Annotated in this window: 14 protein-coding genes; 5 read left to right on the top strand and 9 right to left on the bottom strand. The window is 69.3% G+C overall.

Translation table 11 applies throughout. The features are described from left to right. The first annotated feature begins 137 nt into the window (after positions 1-137). Positions 138-1574: a TldD/PmbA family protein gene (locus tag FG99_RS23025; protein ID WP_043272469.1), complete on the top strand. Its 1437-nt coding sequence runs from the start codon at positions 138-140 to the stop codon at positions 1572-1574. Beyond that, positions 1574-2908: a TldD/PmbA family protein gene (locus FG99_RS23020; RefSeq protein WP_009618329.1), complete on the top strand. Its 1335-nt coding sequence runs from the start codon at positions 1574-1576 to the stop codon at positions 2906-2908. The genes FG99_RS23025 and FG99_RS23020 overlap by 1 nt, the downstream gene beginning before the upstream one ends. 467 nt (positions 2909-3375) lie before the next feature. Here the strand turns inward: FG99_RS23020 and FG99_RS23015 are convergent, their stop codons facing one another. Both FG99_RS23015 and FG99_RS23010 read right to left on the bottom strand, forming a co-directional pair. After that, a complete protein-coding gene (locus FG99_RS23015) occupies positions 3376-3936 on the bottom strand; it encodes a DUF6436 domain-containing protein (RefSeq protein WP_009618327.1) in 561 nt (186 codons plus the stop codon). 136 nt (positions 3937-4072) lie between these two features. Beyond that, positions 4073-4567, bottom strand: a complete 495-nt coding sequence (locus tag FG99_RS23010) for a BRO-N domain-containing protein (RefSeq protein ID WP_043272468.1) — start codon at positions 4565-4567, stop codon at positions 4073-4075. A 412-nt stretch (positions 4568-4979) separates the two neighbouring features. On the opposite strand from FG99_RS23010, the gene FG99_RS23005 reads away from it, so the two are divergent. Then, a complete protein-coding gene (locus FG99_RS23005; protein WP_043272467.1) occupies positions 4980-6029 on the top strand; it encodes an RNA methyltransferase in 1050 nt (349 codons plus the stop codon). Positions 6030-6390: 361 nt separating this feature from the next. On the opposite strand, the gene FG99_RS23000 is transcribed toward FG99_RS23005, so the two are convergent. Further along, the gene (locus tag FG99_RS23000; RefSeq protein ID WP_168187697.1) at positions 6391-7401 is read right to left on the bottom strand and encodes an MASE2 domain-containing protein; all 1011 of its coding nucleotides are present in this window, start codon (positions 7399-7401) and stop codon (positions 6391-6393) included. A gap of 459 nt (positions 7402-7860) precedes the next feature. Here FG99_RS23000 and FG99_RS22995 point away from each other — a divergent pair, with 459 nt between their 5' ends. Further along, positions 7861-8406, top strand: a complete 546-nt coding sequence (locus tag FG99_RS22995; protein WP_043272465.1) for a TetR/AcrR family transcriptional regulator — start codon at positions 7861-7863, stop codon at positions 8404-8406. A gap of 234 nt (positions 8407-8640) precedes the next feature. Next, positions 8641-8829 (top strand): hypothetical protein, encoded by a 189-nt coding sequence (locus tag FG99_RS22990; protein WP_009618311.1) that lies wholly within the window; start codon positions 8641-8643, stop codon positions 8827-8829. A 377-nt stretch (positions 8830-9206) separates the two neighbouring features. On the opposite strand, the gene FG99_RS22985 is transcribed toward FG99_RS22990, so the two are convergent. The 6 genes from FG99_RS22985 to FG99_RS22960 are packed head-to-tail and all read right to left on the bottom strand — an operon-like array spanning position 9207 to position 16322. Next, on the bottom strand, positions 9207-11957 hold the full coding sequence (locus FG99_RS22985; RefSeq protein ID WP_081884710.1) for a PAS domain-containing sensor histidine kinase: 2751 nt from the start codon (positions 11955-11957) through the stop codon (positions 9207-9209). Positions 11958-11965: 8 nt separating this feature from the next. After that, complete coding sequence (locus tag FG99_RS22980) at positions 11966-12424, bottom strand: TadE/TadG family type IV pilus assembly protein (RefSeq protein WP_043272464.1); 459 nt, start codon at positions 12422-12424, stop codon at positions 11966-11968. Positions 12425-12469: 45 nt separating this feature from the next. After that, complete coding sequence (locus tag FG99_RS22975; RefSeq protein ID WP_043272463.1) at positions 12470-14239, bottom strand: pilus assembly protein TadG-related protein; 1770 nt, start codon at positions 14237-14239, stop codon at positions 12470-12472. 23 nt (positions 14240-14262) lie between these two features. Beyond that, positions 14263-14544: a DUF3613 domain-containing protein gene (locus tag FG99_RS22970; RefSeq protein ID WP_043272462.1), complete on the bottom strand. Its 282-nt coding sequence runs from the start codon at positions 14542-14544 to the stop codon at positions 14263-14265. A gap of 60 nt (positions 14545-14604) precedes the next feature. Next, positions 14605-15411, bottom strand: coding sequence for a tetratricopeptide repeat protein (locus FG99_RS22965; protein ID WP_043272461.1), 807 nt, complete (start codon positions 15409-15411; stop codon positions 14605-14607). Then, positions 15411-16322 carry a type II secretion system F family protein gene (locus FG99_RS22960; protein WP_043272460.1) on the bottom strand — a complete coding sequence of 304 codons (912 nt, stop codon included), beginning with the start codon at positions 16320-16322 and terminating at the stop codon, positions 15411-15413. Before FG99_RS22960 ends, FG99_RS22965 begins: the two co-directional genes overlap by 1 nt. Between the last annotated feature and the right edge of the window lie 5 nt (positions 16323-16327).

The raw sequence follows: 16327 nt of genomic DNA, 5'->3' as shown, positions 1-16327 counted from the left end.
CTCCTACGAAAAGCCAAAAAGCCAAAAAGCCGAAAAGCCAAAGCCATCCCCTCCGCTCTTCCCCCTTTTTCACACTGGCAATGAAGTTTGCGGCAGGAGCACAATCCGGAGTTCGCCCCTCCCCAGGAAGCCCCCGGATGCCCGACAGCCTGCATGCGGCCCTGCGCCACTTCGTTTCCACCCTGCGCCACGACCCGGCCTTCCGCTCCCTGCGCCTGGTGCAGCGGCACAGCCTCGACTGCGGCGTCACCCGCGACCAGCCCGACCCGGTGCGCCACGGCCTCGACCAGGGCGCCATGCTCTGCGCCGAGGTCGATGGCGTGGAAGCCTTCGCCGCCACCAGCGACCTCGGCGAACAGGGCCTGCGCCAGGCCTTCGAACGCGCCCGCCAGCTCGCCGCCGGCATCGCCGCCCGCGCCCTGCCACGCCCGGCTCAGGCCGGCGCCGACCTCGGCCGCCAGCGGCGCAGCAGCCCGAACCTCGACACCCCGCTGCCGGACCTGGCGCAATGGCTGGACCTGCTGCGCGCGGAATGCGCCGCGGTGCCGCGCGAGGAACGCATCGTCGACTGGAGCGCCAGCCTGCGCGTGGTGCGCGAGCGGCAGCTGTACCTCGACCGCCACGGCAGCGACCTGCTGCACGAGACCCAGCGCCTCTACCCCTGGCTCTCGGTGACCGCCTTCGACGGCCGCCAGAGCCAGACGCGCACCTTCGACGTGGCGCGCCAGGGCGGCGCCGAGGTGGTGCTGCACAGCGGCTTCGCCGGCGCCGCCGCGCGCGTCGCCGACGAGGCCCTGCAACTGCTGCTGGCGCCCAACACCCCGGAGGGCACCCGCGACCTGCTGCTGATGCCCGACCAGATGATCCTGCAGATCCACGAATCCATCGGCCACCCGCTGGAGCTGGACCGCATCCTCGGCGACGAGCGCAACTACGCCGGCACCAGCTTCGTCACGCCAGACATGTTCGGCCATTACCAGTACGGCTCGCCGCTGCTCAACGTCAGCTTCGCCCCGGACGTGCCCGACGAACTGGCCAGCTACGCCTACGACGACGAAGGCACCCCCGCCGAGCGCCAGCTGCTGATCGCCGAAGGCATCCTCCAGCGCCCCCTGGGCGGCGCCCTGTCCCAGGCCCGCAGCCAGCTCGCCGGGGTGGCCAACAGCCGCGCCAGCAGCTGGAACCGCGCGCCCATCGACCGCATGGCCAACCTCAACGTCGAGCCCGGCGACCAGAGCCTGGCGCAACTGATCGGCGGCATCGAAAAAGGCATCCTCATGGCCACCAACCGCTCCTGGTCCATCGACGACGCGCGCAACAAATTCCAGTTCGGCTGCGAATGGGGCCAGCTGATCGAAAACGGCGAACTCGCCGGCGTGGTGCGCAACCCCAACTACCGCGGCATCTCCGCGCAGTTCTGGCGCAGCCTGGGCGCGGTGGGCGACACCTCCACCTTCAGCGTGCTGGGCACCGCCAACTGCGGCAAGGGCGAGCCCAACCAGGCGATCACCGTCGGCCACGCCTCGCCGGCCTGCGTGTTCAAGGACGTCACCGTGTTCGGAGGGCAGGCCTGATGCAACTGCGACTGTCCCCCGAACACCTGCGCGAACTCGCCGACTGGCTCAAGGGCCGGCTGCGCGGCGACGAGGAATTCAGCCTGTGGCTCGCCGCCGAGGACTCCGACTTCGTGCGCTTCAACCACGCCCGGGTGCGCCAGGCCACCCGCGTGCTGCAGATCGAGGCGCAGCTGCGGCTGATCCGCGGCGCCCGCCACGCCAGTCTGGAGCTGAGCCTGACCGGCGGCGCGGAGGAAGACCGCCAGCGCCTGCAGCAAGGCCTGGAACAACTGCGCGGCACCCTGGAAGTGGTTCCGGAAGACCCCTACCTGCTGCTGGAGGACGAGCCCTGGACCCGCGTCCAGGAAGCCCCCGGCCGCTTGCCGGAAGTCCGCGAGGTGATCGACCAGGTGGACGCCCAGGCGCAAGGCCTGGACCTGGTCGGCATCTACGCCGGCGGCCCGCTGTACCGCGGCTTCGCCAACACCCGCGGCAGCTTCGGCTGGCATGCCGCCGGCAGCGCCAGCCTGGACTGGAGCCTGTTCGCCGACAACGGCGAAGCGGTGAAGACCACCTACGCCGCGCGCGACTGGGATGCCGCAGCCCTGGGCCAGGCCTTCGCCCGCGCCCGCGAGCAGCTGGACTACCTGCAACGCCCACGGCGCACGCTGCAACCCGGCGCCTACCGCGCCTACCTGGCGCCGGCGGCGCTGGAGGAAATCATCTCGCTGCTGTGCTGGGGCGGCTTCTCCGCCCGCGAACTGGCCACCCGCCAGAGCCCGCTGCTGTCGCTGCACCTGGGCCATGCCAGCCTGTCGCCGCAGGTCAGCCTGGAGGAAGCGGCCAGCGCCGGCCTGGAACCGCTGTTCGACAGCGACGGCTTCCTGCGCCGCGACCAGGCGCTGATCGAAGGCGGGCGCATGGTCGGCCAACTGGTCAGCCCGCGCTCGGCGAAGGAGTTCAACCTGCCCGCCTACGGCGCCAACAGCCACGAGACACCGCAGTCCCTGGTCATGGCCGCCGGCGAACTGCCCGAGGACGAAGTACTGGCGCGCCTGGGCACCGGCCTGTACATCGGCAACCTCTGGTACCTGAACTACTCGGACCTGGCCGCCGCGCGCATCACCGGCATGACGCGCTTCGCCAGCTTCTGGGTGGAAGACGGCCGGATAGTCGCGCCCCTGGCCAGCATGCGCTTCGACAACAGCCTCTACAGCCTGCTCGGCGAACACCTGCAGGCGCTGACCCAAGAACGCTCGCTGCGCATCGACACCAACACCTACGGACGCCGCAGCGCGGCCACCCAGTTGCTGCCGGGGGCGCTGGTGGAGCGTTTCACGCTGACGCTGTAGGACGTACAACCGTTCGCGGTTGTACGCCACACCCATCTCAACGCTGGCCTCTCAGTCAAGCCCGGAGCGCTCGGAAACGGGAGCTTCGGGTTCGAATCCAGCGCGGCCTGGGGCCAAGGTCAAACGGCGGATAACCGCGAACGGTTATTCGCCCTACGTCACGGTCAGGCCTGGCGTAGGGCGCATAACGCCTACGGCGTTATCCGCCGTTTGGCCTTGGTCCCCGGCGGCTCCGGGGTTGGCCTAGGCGTTGGCTGTGGCCTCGGTGTATCGGCGGATAACCGCGAACGGTTATTCGCCCTACGTTACGGGTGGGCCTGGCGTAGGGCGCATAACGCCTACGGCGTTATCCGCCGTTTGGCCTTGGTCCCCGGCGGCTCCGGGGTTGGCCTGGGCGTTGGCTGTGGCCTCGGTGTATCGGCGGATAACCGCGAACGATTATTTGCCCTACGTCACGCCCAACGCCGTTACCAGTCGCAGTAGCAGCCGGTGGCGAGGGTGCTGGGGGACTTCACCTGGCGGCCTTCGACCAGCGCCTGGATCACCGGCTCGATGAAGCTGTTGGCCGAGGTGCAGGTGGCGCCTTCGCTGTAGGGGCCGAAGTAGGCCAGCTTGCCGTCGCGGTCCCACACCGCCACCGAGGGGCTGGCGGCGATGGGCGGCGGCGAGGGGAATTCCGGCAGCGGCTTCAGGCCCCACAGCTCGCTGGCCAGGCGGCCCTGGGTGCCGGGCTTGCGGTAGGCGTAGAAATCCACGCCCTGGGGCTCGAAGCGCTTGATCAGCGAGGCCAGATGCTGCTGGTTGGCAACGTTGCACGGGCATTCCGGGTCCCAGAAATGCACCACGCGGATGTGCCCCGGGCCGGCCAGTTGCGCCGGCAGTTGCAGCGCCTGGCCATCGAACAGTTGGGTGGTATCGGGATAGCTGCGCAGGTAGCGGCCTTGGAACGACCAGAAGGCGGCGAACAGGATGCCGAGCCAGGCCACGATGAGCACGCCCGCGAGAACGACTTTGCGATTGAGCGACATGATGCGGAAGGGGTGGACAGGAGGGCCGCTAGCTTGCCACGTCCAGCCGCCAGGGCAAGCCTTTCCTGACCGGCAGGCTGTGGCCGCAGCCTGCCGGATGACGACAAAACCAGGCGGCCCCGTTCGCATACGCAGGCTAGAGCGAAGCTCGCAGGCGCCCCAGCCAGCCACTGCCTTCGCCGCTGCAAGGGCTGAAGGTGGGCAATTGCTGCAGCGGCACCCATAGCTCACCCTGCCAGTCCAGCAACGTCACCCGTTGCGAGCGCCAGCTCATCAGCACCCGCCGGGGCCGTTGCGGATCGACGCGGCCCTGGTCGCGCAGCAGCGGAATCACCTGCTCGCCCAGCCAACGCCCCAGGGCTCGGTTCTCCGGGTGACCGAAGCGGATCAACGCCTTGTACAGCGCGGCTTCGTTGACCACCTCCAGCCACTCCTCGGCGCCGGAGGCCGCGCACAACAGCACCGAGCGCGCTTCGTGCGCATCCAGCCGCCGCGCCAGCGCCTGTGGATGATGCAGCCCGAGCAGGCGCGCCAGGTCGTGGGCGACGAACCAGGGTTGGTCATCGATCAGCAGGCCGCGCAGGGGACGGTTGTGGCGGAGGAAGGTGGTGGCGGTATAGGCATCATGCATGCTGGGAACTCCTGTTCAGAGAGAGGGAGTCCGCCGCTACGTCGTCAAACGAAGGGAGGCGGACCGCGCGGGGTTGACGAACCGGGAACAGGTACCGGCAGGCCCGAAGGCCTCCCCGCGCGATCCGCCATGAAGCGTGGCAGATGGATCGAACTGCGCACGGGGGCCTGCAAAAAACGCTACGCCGTTTTCGCATACGCCATCGGCGCGATCGCGCCTGTTCCACGGGTCGTCAAACCCGGCCACGGGATCGACCGTGACCGGCGGAGGATAGAGAGACGCAATGTAAGCCCGTAACGGATAGCCATGTGGGAAGCCTCCGAAACGCTGTTCGGGGCATGGTCCGGACGGACCTGCTCGCCCATCACCCCACCTTCGCCACACCCCGTGCCGGTGTTAGCATGCGCGCCCCATGCGCCTGACCGATTTCGACCAACGCCTCGCCGACCTCGGCGCCCTGCCCCGCCATCGCGGGCGGATGCTGCGTGCCTGGCTGCAGGGCCGGGCGCTGGACGCCGGGACCAAGCGCCAGGCCAGCGAGGACTTCCTGCCGCTGGCGGTGCGCAACGCCGTGCCGGAGCTGGCCGCGCAGCTGGAAGGCCTGGCGCGCCTGCACTCCCGCCACCCCGCCGGGGACGGCTCCGAGCGCCTGCTGGTGAGCCTGGCCGACGGGCAGATGGTGGAGAGCGTGCTGCTGCCGCGCGATGGGTTGTGCGTGTCCAGCCAGGTCGGCTGCGCGGTGGGCTGCCGCTTCTGCATGACCGGCCGCAGCGGCCTTCTGCGCCAGGTCAGCGCCGCCGAGATGGTCGCCCAGGTGGTGCTGGCGCGGCGCCTGCGTCGGGTGAAGAAGGTGGTGTTCATGGGCATGGGCGAGCCGGCGCACAACCTCGACAACGTGCTGGAGGCCATCGATGTCCTCGGCAGCGACGGCGGCATCGGCCACAAGCACCTGGTGTTCTCCACGGTGGGCGACCCGCGGGTGTTCGAGCGCCTGCCGCAACAGCGGGTGAAACCGGCCCTGGCCCTGTCGCTGCACACCACCCGCGCGGACCTGCGCGAACACCTGCTGCCCAAGGCGCCGAAGCTCACCCCGGACGAACTGGTGGAGCTGGGCGAGGCCTACGCCCGCCAGGTCGGCTACCCCATCCAGTACCAGTGGACGCTGCTCAAGGGCGTGAACGATGGCCAGGATGAATTGGACGGCATCCTGCGCCTGCTCAGGGGCAAGTTCGCGGTGCTCAACCTGATTCCCTTCAACGCCCTGGAAGGCGACGCCTACCAGCGCCCGGACGGCGAGCGCATCGTCGAGATCGTGCGCTACCTGCACAGTCGGGGGGTGCTGACCAAGGTGCGCAACAGCGCCGGGCAGGATGTGGAGGGTGGTTGCGGGCAGTTGCGGGCGCGGGTGGTGGAGTTGGTGGATACCAGCCGGCTGAGCATCGCGCCGAGGCGCTCTTCGTAGGAGCGAGCTTGCTCGCGAAGGGAGTTTCCCGGTGACTGTGGTGTTGGGGGTAAGAGCGCCCTCTCCCCAACCCTCTCCCTGAAGGGAGAGGGGGCCGTTCGGAGCGAATGGCGAATCCAGAGTTACCCGTAGGAGCGGACCTTGTCCGCGATGGCCGGAACCACCGGCGCGGTTCGCGGATGAGATCCGCTCCTACGCTGCCCCACCCGCGCCATTCCCCTGTAGGAGCGCGCCCTGCGCGCGAAATCGCGGGCAGGGCCCGCTCCTACAGGTTGCTGGGGAGCACGGTATTCCTCCCCCGTAGCGGATCTTATCCGCGATAACCGGAACCACCGGCGTGGTTCGCGGAAGGGCTCCGCTCCTACGGGGCTGCGTCCTCGGCGGCGGCGCACGGCGCCAGGGCCTGGCGGGCGTGTTCGATCCAGTCGTGTTCGCTGGCGAAGTCGGTCGAGTAGTCGGCCAGGCCCACGCTCAGCGAGAGCGGCGGCAGCGAGGCTTCGTCGAAGTTGCCGAACAGTTGGGCGATGCGTTCGACGCAGGCCCGGGCGCCGGCGCCGTGGGTCTGGCGGAACAGCACCAGGTATTCGTCCGGGTGCTTGCGGCTGACGTGGTCGGTGTTGCGCACCTCGGCCTTGATCAGGTGGCCCAGGCGCACGCTGAGGGCTTCGGCGGTGAGGTTGCCGTAGCGCAGGCGCAGGCGGGCGTGGTCGTCGATGCGGATCAGCGCCAGGGTCGCCCGCGGCCCGCCGCGGCGGCAGCGGCCGAATTCCTGGGCCAGGCGGTGCAGCCAGACGTCGTAGGACAGCAGCAACTGCTGGTCGAAGCAGTCCACCAGGGAGAAGGCGCGGCGCTGGGCGTGCAGGCGGCGCGCCAGGCTGTAGCTGGTCCAGCCCACCGCCAGCGGGTAGAAGAACAGCATCGGCAGGCAGGCCCAGATCACCCGCCCGGGCGTCTCCAGGTCCACCTGGTAGCCGGTCAGCAAGCCCATCGCCAGGATGCCCGCCGCGTTGGCCAGCAGGCCCTTGAGCATGAAGCCGGGGCCGTTGGCCGCCACGTTGTGCATGGTGACCATCGACAGCAGCAGCGCCGAGGGCAGCAGGCTGAAGTGCATGAGCGCCACCCAGCCGCCGGCGAACAGCGAATCCAGCAGCAGGTTGCGCAGTTCGGCCCGGTAGGGCTCGGCGGCGCGCACGGCGATGAAGCGGGCCAGACCCGGCCAGAGGAAGCCGTTGACCAGCATCCAGGCCCAGAGCGCGGGGTGCCCGGGATAGGTGAGCACCGCGATGAAAACGAAGCTGAGACCACAGCCCAGGCTGCGTGGCGCGTAGATGCGCCTGGCGAAGGCGATACCGGCGCAAGTACTGCTTTCCATTTCCATACATCAATCCAGAGACGGCCTTCGGCGAAGGGTCGACAGGCGGCATCGGCAATGGCGCCTGTAAATTGCCAGCATGTCTGACGTGCCTTTCCCGCTGGGCGCGTTATGCTTCCCCATTGGGTGAAAGCGTCAGCCTTCCGTCCACATAGCGGCGACGTTCACCCGCAAGACCGGCAATGTCAAAAAAACGCCATTGCCATGAACAGTGATGACTTGCCCCTCGCCAGGCGGGTGGCAAGCGTTGACGAATCGATCAGGAATGGAAGCCACCGCCTCCCTGCCGGACAGGGTCCCTGGCCATTACCGCAAGCGCGCAACTCCAGCGGCTGCTGCGAATCGAGAAGGGCCGTGCCGTCCCCTGGCTGCCAGGCGCAGCAAAGCAGGACGAGCACGGGCGGCCGCACGGCTGGCCAACCTTAAAATACGAACGTATTCTAATGCAGAAGAGGCCTGATGAGTAAGCGCCCCATCATTGATAGAGGCAAGGTCCTGGATGCCGCCGAAGGCCTGGTCATGCGCGAAGGCGTTGCGGCGCTGTCCATTGGCGAGGTGGCCAAGGCCGCCGGGATCAGCAAGGGTGGCGTGCAATCCTGCTTCGGCACCAAGGATGGGCTGATCGAGGCCATGTTCAACCGATGGAAAGCGGAGTTCGAGGTGGCTGTGCGCGACAACGCCCCAGACGAAGCGGAACCGCTCGACAACCTGCGCGCCCACGTGCAACTGCTGGCCGCCAGCGACGAGGCCCTGGCCAAGCGCGCCGCGGCCGTGCTGGCGGCGATGCTCAGCCGCGAGGAGCTGCGCCAGCGCTCCAGCGACTGGTACCGCCCCCTGCTGATCCAGGACGGCGGCGACGACGAGCGCAGCCGCAACGCCCGCCTGGCCTTCCTCGCCGCCAAGGGCGCCTTCCTGCTGCGCTCCTTCGGCCTGATGGAGATGAGCGAGGCGGAATGGCAGGCGATCTTCCGCGAGATCGACACGCTGCTCCCGCCAGGGGAATGAACGCTCGATGACCGGGGAGGCGCAGGCCTTCCCTTCCCGCAGTGCACCCACCGTCCGAGAACCCACGCCGATAGTCCACCGGGATAACCCCGGGAAAGTCGCGCCTATTCAATAACTAGACGAAGCAACTAGTTCCATGTGGATATACCCAAGTTATCCACCCACTTCCATAATTCAAAAGTCGAGCCCTATGCAAAACCAGAAGAACGACTCATCCTTCATTCAAGGAATGCCATGCAAGCGAAAGTTCAATACGAGGACTCCGGTCTGCTCTGGATGTATGGTCATCTCAGAAGAATAGGCTGCAGCTTCCCCACCGCCCTGTACCGCAGCATGCGCTTCAGGCTGCTGGGTGATACCGGTGACTTCAGAAGCGAGGTCAGCTGGCAGAAGATCCGCTTCTCCAGGGCCCGGGCCGGCTAGCCCGGCGCGCAACCCCGCCACCCCGCGCAGCCGCTACAGCCCAGGCAGCGCCCCTCCGCAACACCTGGCCGCCCCCGTTGCAGGGACAGCCTCCCGCCCTCTCTTGCTCATTCGTCTTCAGGATTGCGCCGCCGTCTACGGGCAGAGTTTCTCAATACGCGTAGAAACTCAAGGACAATAACAACAAGCACGCCAGCAAGGATCGCCAACAGCATACAAATGCCCTCGATGTATTATCGTCGCACCCAAGTATTCTTCGAATGATGAAAAACAAAGTACACCACCAGGGAGCAACTTAGCCCGACATCAAAACCCACTTTTTCATCGCAAGAAAAAACCGGCGAACTTCATCGCCGGCAATCATCACCCCGGAACTTTCAGCCTTCCGCCAGGGGCAGGCGGATGACGAACAGCGCCCCCGTTTCGGCGTTGCTCACGCACAGGCTGCCGCCCATGTTGCGAATCAGGTCGTGGCTCACCGACAGCCCCAGCCCGGTGCCCTGCCCCACCGGCTTGGTGGTGAAGAAGGGTTCGAAGATGCGTTCCAGCAGTGCCGGCTCGATACCCCCGGCGCTGTCGCACACGTGCAGTTCCAGCCACCCGGGCTCGGCGCAAGGGTGCTGGCCCAGGCGGATCCACCTGTCGCCCTCGCGCTTTTCCAGCAAGGCGTCGCGGGCGTTGGCCAGCAGGTTCACCAGCACCTGTTCCAGCTGGTCGGCGAAGCCCATGACCTTCGGCCGCGCCTGGGGCGCCTCCAGTTCCAGGGTGATGCCCTGCTGGGTCATGCTCTCGCCCAGCAGCAGCACCACCGCCTCGCAGCAGGCCTGGGGATCGAACGGGGCCATGTCCAGGTCGGACTTGCGGCTGAACACCCCCATGTGGTTGACCACGCGGGTCAGCCGGTCGACCTGCGCGTCCACCCGCTTGAGCTTCTCGCCCAGGTACTGCGGGTCGTCCAGGCGCTGCCAGGCGTTGAACAGCGCCAGGCGCATGACGTGCAGGGGCTGCTTCATCTCGTGGGCCATGCCGCTGACCATCTGCCCCAGGGCGGCCATCTTGGCGCCCTGGGCGAGCTGTTGCTGGGAATGGCGCACCGAGGTGTTGTCGCGGGCGACCGCCTGGACTTCGCGCAGCCGGCCCTGCTCGTCGAACAGCAGGCGGTCGCTCCAGATCAGCCAGCGGCACTCGCGCCCGGGCAGGTTGAAGCGCAGTTCCCAGGATTCCTCGACGCCGCCGCCGGCCCCTTCGACCAGGCGGGCGCGCAGGGCGCTGCAATCGCGCTCGGACAGCCAGTAGTCCAGGCGCCGCCCCAGCAGGGCCTCCACCGGCTCGCCGAGGAAGCTGGCGAAGGTGTGGTTGACGAAGGTCAGCACCAGGCTGGCCGAATAGCGGCAGATCAGCGCCGGCGAATCCTCCACCAGCATCCGGTAGCGCTCCTCGCTCTCGGCGATGCGCTGCGCGGCCTGGTGCCGCTCGGTCACGTCCAGCCACAGGCCCACCACTTCCCGCGGCAGGCCCTGGGCGTCGCGCAGCAGCTTGGCCTCGTCGTACAGCCAGTGCCATTGCCCGGCGCCGTCGCGCAGGCGGTACTCGGCGTTGACGCGCCCTTCGCGCAGCAGCGTGCGGCCGCGCTCGAAGAAGCTGCCCAGGTCGTCCGGGTGCACACGCTCGGCCAGGGCCTGCCAGCTGTTCGCCTGCAGGTCCAGGCCCAGCAGGTTGCCGGCGCTTTCGCTGTAGAACTCCGGAATCAGCTGGCCGTCTTCCACGCGCTGCACGTAGATCACCACCGGCGCCTTGTCGATCAGGTTGCGCAGGCGCGCATGGGTGGCCTCGGCCTGCTGCGCCTGCTGGCGGGCCTCGCTGACGTCGAGCAGCACGCCGTCGAGGAAACCGTGCTCGCTGCCGCCCTGCCAGCGCCCCTGCAGGTGCAGCCAGCGGCGGATGCGGGTCCAGGAATCCGGGCAGAGGCGCAGGTCCTGCGCCAGCTCCCCGCCGGGGCCCAGTTGGCGCAGGCGTATCAGCAGTTCGTCGGCATCGGCGGGGTGCAGCCGCTGCAGCAGTTCCTCCCGCGACAGCCGCGTCTGCCCCTCGGGCAATTCCAGGATGGCCGCCACCGCGGCGGAGAACTGGAAGCCTTCGCGCGCCGCATCGTAGCGCCAGTAGCCGCCCTGCACCCTGCTCTCCAGCAGGTTCAGCCGGTGCAGGGCATCGCGCAGGCGCTTGTGTTCGAGGCGGCCGAAGACCTGCAGCGCCAGTTGTTCGGCCAGGCACTGCCAGTCGCCGGGCGACAGTCCCGCTCGGCCTTCGTCGAGGCCGTCCGGTTCGCCGATCAGCCAGGCGCCCTGCCCGCCCTGCGGCGTCGCCGGCACCACCCGCAGGCGTTCGCAGCACAGTTGCTTCAGCAACGCCGAGCCGGGCCCGCCGGCGCCGAGCAGGGTGCTGTCGGCCAGGGCGGCGAGCCCGCAATCCGGCAGGGCCAGGCCTTCGCGCAGCAGGCTGTGGGCGCCGGGGCGGACGTAGCAGGCGAATACCCGCCCGCCGCCGCCCGGCTCCGCCAGGACCAGCGCCATGGATTGCAGCGCGAAGCTGTTGGCCATGACCTCCAGCACTTCGCCCAGCGCGCCCGGCAGCTCGGCCAGGGCGACGTGGCTGAGCCGGGAGAGCAACTGTTTGATGACGTTGAAGCACTGCATCTGCGACTTTTCCCGGTCGCTCTGCCAGTTCAGGTCGGAGATGTCGGTGCCCAGCAGCAGGCAGCCGCGGCCGGCCAGCGGGCTGACCTGCACGCGGAAGACCAGCGGCTGCTGGTCGAGGCTGCGCAGGGCCAGGTCCACCTGGCGGCCCTGGCGCAATTCCAGCGGCGCCCCGGCGGGCCGGGACCTGCGCTCCAGGTAGTCGCCCAGGCGCGCCGTGCCGGCATGTGTCGGCTGCGCCAGGCAGCGGGCGCGGCGCCCGCCCAGGCGGCACACGCGGTCCTCGGCATCCAGCTCGATGCACAGGTCCCAGTGCGCCTGGCTCCATTGCCAGAACGGCTCGTCCAGGCCGCTCTGTGTCTCTTGCATCAGCGCATCGCCACCGGGTGCCGGGGCGGCCTTGTCGTTGGACTGGCCACGGAACAATCCTCGCATCGTCGGCCTCACAGCAGCAGGCTGGCCTGGGCCTGCAGCACCGCGGGCAGCCGCGGCACCGGGCCGATGCCCGGCAGCGTCAGCACCGGCACCAGCGGGGTGGCGTCGGCGGGGTAGCGCACGCAGACGGTGATGCGCGTGTAGCGGCCCTCGGCCACCGGCGCGGCCACGTACTTGCCGCCGCTGCAGCCGGTGTACCAGCGGCTCGGCATCCAGCCCAGGCGGCTCGACACGGCCTGGGCCACGGTGTCCTGCAGGGCCGCCTGGTACTGCTGCGAGCCCAGCGAGTCGTTCACCGACAGCGCCACCCGCGCGCCGGCGGCCGCGGCGTCGTTGAACGACTGCAGCACCAGCATGGGGATGCCATACGCCAGCACGCCGTACATCACGGTGAAGAACAGGATGAAGGCGGCGGCGAACTCGATGGTCACGGCGCCGCGCTGGCGGCTCGGGTGTTTCTGCGGCATGGGTTCCCCCGGGTAGAGTCGTGGTTGCCTGGCGACGGCCGTGGCCTAGATCAGGAGTTGGGCGCCCGGGGTGCGCAGGTCGATGATGCGCACGTCGAGGGTGCCGGTCTGGATGCCCAGCAGTTGCAGCAGCGGGTCGATCAGTTGGCTGCCCAGGCTGGCGAGCACCGAGGCCAGCGCCTGGGTCAGCAGGCTGGTCAGGTCGCCGAGCGAATTCACCAGGCCGCCGACCACGCCGTCGAGCAGTTTCCCCAGCGGGCAGAGCAGCCAGCCGACCAGGGGCGCCTTGCACAGCAGGCCCTGGGTGTTCAGTTCGACGGACAGGCTCAGGTTCCGCGACAGGCTGGCGATGCCCGCCGCCAGCGAGGCGCCCAGGGGGCTCTGCACGCGCTGCACGGCGCTGGGCAGGTCGGCCGGCGAGGCAATGTCGAAGGCCAGCGGCTGTTCCCCGGGGGCAACCAGCGCCACGTCGCCCTTGCGGGTATTCACCGACACGCAGGCCAGGTAGGCGTTGCCGTTGTCCAGCAGCTTCACGCTCAGGTCGTTGAGCGCCACCGCCGCCACGCCGGGCTGCGCCTTGACGTTGACCTGCGAGGCCCGCTGGGCGCCGCCGCAGGCGATGCTGTCCAGGGCGGCGTAGCCCTGGGCCACGCTGGCGCCCAGGTCGATATGGGCGTTGACCAGCCCGAGCTTGAGCAGGTCCACGTCGGCCACTACGTTCAGGGCCACCTGCACCGAGCTGGCGCGGGTCCGCCACTGCCCTGCGGCGTCCTTGCCGGGGTAGCCGACGGCGATGGTCGGCGGGCTGATCACCGTGAGCTTCACCGTCAGGCTGGTCAGCCCCGGCACGTTCAGCGTCAGGCCGGGAATAGCCAGCGCATGCTGCTTGTTGGCCACCAGCGCGGTGGTCATCAGCAGGTCCAGCAGGTTGACGTCGGCGCCCAGGGCCATGTTGCGCGCGCTGTCCGGGGCGATGACGCTGATGATCTGCCCCAGGCTGAGGTTCGCCGAGGGCACCTTGATGCTGGCCAGGGCGCTGCGCAGCAGGGCGAGGTTGACGCCGGCGACCTGCGAGGCGTCGGCGGCGTCGATGGCAGCCTGCAGCAGTTGCGCCACGCTGACGTCGGCGTCCAGCAGGCTGTCCACCGAGCCGAGGTCGAGGTCGACGCCGGCCAGTTGCAGCTGCTCGCCCAGGGCGAGCAGGTTGACGTTGGCGCCGGCGATGCCCTGGTAGGTCACCAGGTCGAGGTTCAGCCGGGTGCCCAGCAGGCCGCCGAGCAAGGCGTTGAGCAGCGCCGAATTGCTGCTGTCCAGGCGCAGCAGGCCGCTGCCCGCCGACAGCGCGGCCATGGCCTGGCGCCGGGCCACCGCCTGGGCCTGGAGGGTGACGCTGGTGGGCGTGCCGGCGCCGAACACCGAGGCGATGTTCAGCACCAGGCTCGAAGGCACCGTGCGGCTGGCGACGACCTGCACCGAGTCGTTCCAGCTGCTATTGGCGGCGCGGAACACGCGCCGCTGGCCGCTGCCGTCGAAGACCACGTCGCCCAGGCTTGCGACCAGCCGGCCGTCGTCGGGGAAGCCGTTGCGCCGCGCGCTGGTGATCGCCAGCGCCTGCACGTCGGCGTTCGCCTGGGTGGCGCACATGCCGCTCTGGGTGGCGCTCTCCAGCGCCGCCATGTCTGCCACCCGCTGCAGCTTGCGCTGCTCCAGGTACAGGCGCCCGGTGTCCACCACCAGGGCCATGCAGATCAGCACCAACAGCAGGGTGACTGCCGCCAGCACACCGATAGCGCCGCGCTGCCGTTTGCCGAACATGGACATCTCCTTGACGTCGGGGATCACTTCCTGCCGGTGTTGAAGCCCTGGTTCTCGTCCAGCAGGTACTCGGGGATCGGGTGGCTGTAGCTGTCCAGGTAGCGCCGGTAGGCGCGGTCGCGCTCGGCCGCGGTGGCGGCCTGGCGGTTAGCCGAGGCCTGCTGGCCGCTGCGCTGCAGTTGCAGCCAGTGGTCGACTTCCCACTGGTCGCGGGCGCTGCTGCCCGCTTGCGGCCGCGCCGACTCGGTGGCGCCAAGGCTCAGGGGGGCGGCCAGCAGAAGGCCGGTGAGGATGATCCGTTTCATAGCTAGTCTCCGTTTCCATCGCGGGCCCTGGCCGCCTTGCGGCCGGACGCCCGCCGTCGATTACCTGATCTGCTGTTCCACCAGCGGCTGCGGCAGGGGCTGCGCCTGCACGCGGACCTGGGCCACGCTGGCGCCGTCCGCTGCCGGCACGGCTGGCAGCGGCGCTGCCACTTGAGCCACCCGCGGCGCCGGCGCGCCGCTCCTGAGCGCATCGGCGCGCTGGCGGGCCTGGCGCACCTGCTCGTCGGACAGCCGCGCCTTCTCGGCCAGCGCCGTGGCCTGGGCGGTCTTGCCCTCCAGCAGCAACAGGCTGAGCAGGTTGCTGGCCGGCAGCTTGTCGTCGCCGTCCAGTTCCAGGGCGGTGAGGAATTCGAAACGAGCGCCTTCGCGGTCGCCCTTGCGCAGCAGCACCACGCCCAGGTCGTTGCGCACCAGCCGGTTGGTGGGCTGCAACCGCGCCGCCACGCGCAGTTCGCGCTCGGCCTCGGCGATGCGCCCCTCGCGCAGGGCGATCTGGCCCAGGCCGTGGTGCGCCTCGCCGGCCTTGCAGGTGCCGAGCAGGGCCTGGTACTCGGCCCTGGCCTGCGGGCTGCCGATACGGCGCAGCGCCACGGCCTTGCTTTCGCGCACGTCCAGCGACTGCGCCGGCAGCGTCTGCAGGTGCGCCAGGGCGGCGTGCAGGCGGCCCTCGCGCAACATGCCACGGGCCATGTCCAGCTGCAGTTCCTGGTCCTGGCTCAGGCGGCTGCCGCAGCTCTGGCCGAGGGCCGGGAAGTTCTCCGCCAGGTTGCCGCGCAGGTCGTCCGGCAGGTTGGCGCAGCCGCCCAGGGCCAGGCCGATAAAGCCCAGCAAGCACAACGTCCTCATCACATTCCCCCCAGTGCCTTGGTGATGGCCATGAATCCCGGCCCGGCCAGGATGATCAGCAGCGCCGGGAACAGCAGGGTGATCATCACCAGGCTCATCTTCGCCGCCAGCTTGCTGATCTTTTCCTGCAGCGAGGTCAGCCGGCGGTCCTCGAACAAGGCCTTGAGCGTCGCCAGCGAGGCCCGCGCGCTGCCGCCCTGGCGCAGCATCTGGCGCAGCACGCCGCAGCAGTCGGCGAGCTCGGCCACCTGCAGGCGCCTGGCCAACTGGTCCAGCTCGTCGGCCAGGTCCAGGCCGCTGTCGGCGTGGGCCAGCACCAGGTCCAGCTCCTGGGTCAGCAGCGGCACGATGTTGCGGCCCTCCAGTTGCACCACCCGCAACGCCTGTTCCACGGTCAGGCCGGTGTCGAAGAGGATGCGGATCAGTTGGATGAAGACGATGACTTCCTCGGCCAGGCGCCGGCAGCGCTTGTCCGCCAGGTGCGCCAGCACGCGCTTGGGCAGCAGGAAGCCGAGGCCGGCGGCGAAGACCAGCGGCAGCAGCAGATCGTCCAGGGCGTCGCCCCGCAGCAGGCCGGCCAGCGCCACCAGGGCGCAGGCCAGCAGCGGCGCGGCCAGCTGCGCGGCCTGGTACAGGCTGCGCGGCAGGTTGCCGTTCCAGCCGGCGCGGGCCAGCAGGTCGCGCACCTCCTGGTCGCCCGGCTGCAGGCGCCGCCCCAGCGGGCCGTCGCCGAGCCGTTCGATGGCCCGGGCGCCCCAGCGCGCGGCGTCCTCGCCGCCCTGCGCGGCGGCGCCCAAGCGTTGTTCGATCAGGTGCTGCTCGCGGTTGGCCGCGCGGCTCTGCGACACCAGCAGGGCCAGCGCCGCGCCGAACAGCAGCAGGGCCAGGAGTACGTACCAGGTTGCGTCCATGTCCG

The organism is Pseudomonas sp. AAC (assembly GCF_000725445.1).
Lineage (GTDB): Bacteria > Pseudomonadota > Gammaproteobacteria > Pseudomonadales > Pseudomonadaceae > Pseudomonas > Pseudomonas citronellolis.
This window is presented reverse-complemented; position numbering and strand designations above follow the sequence as displayed.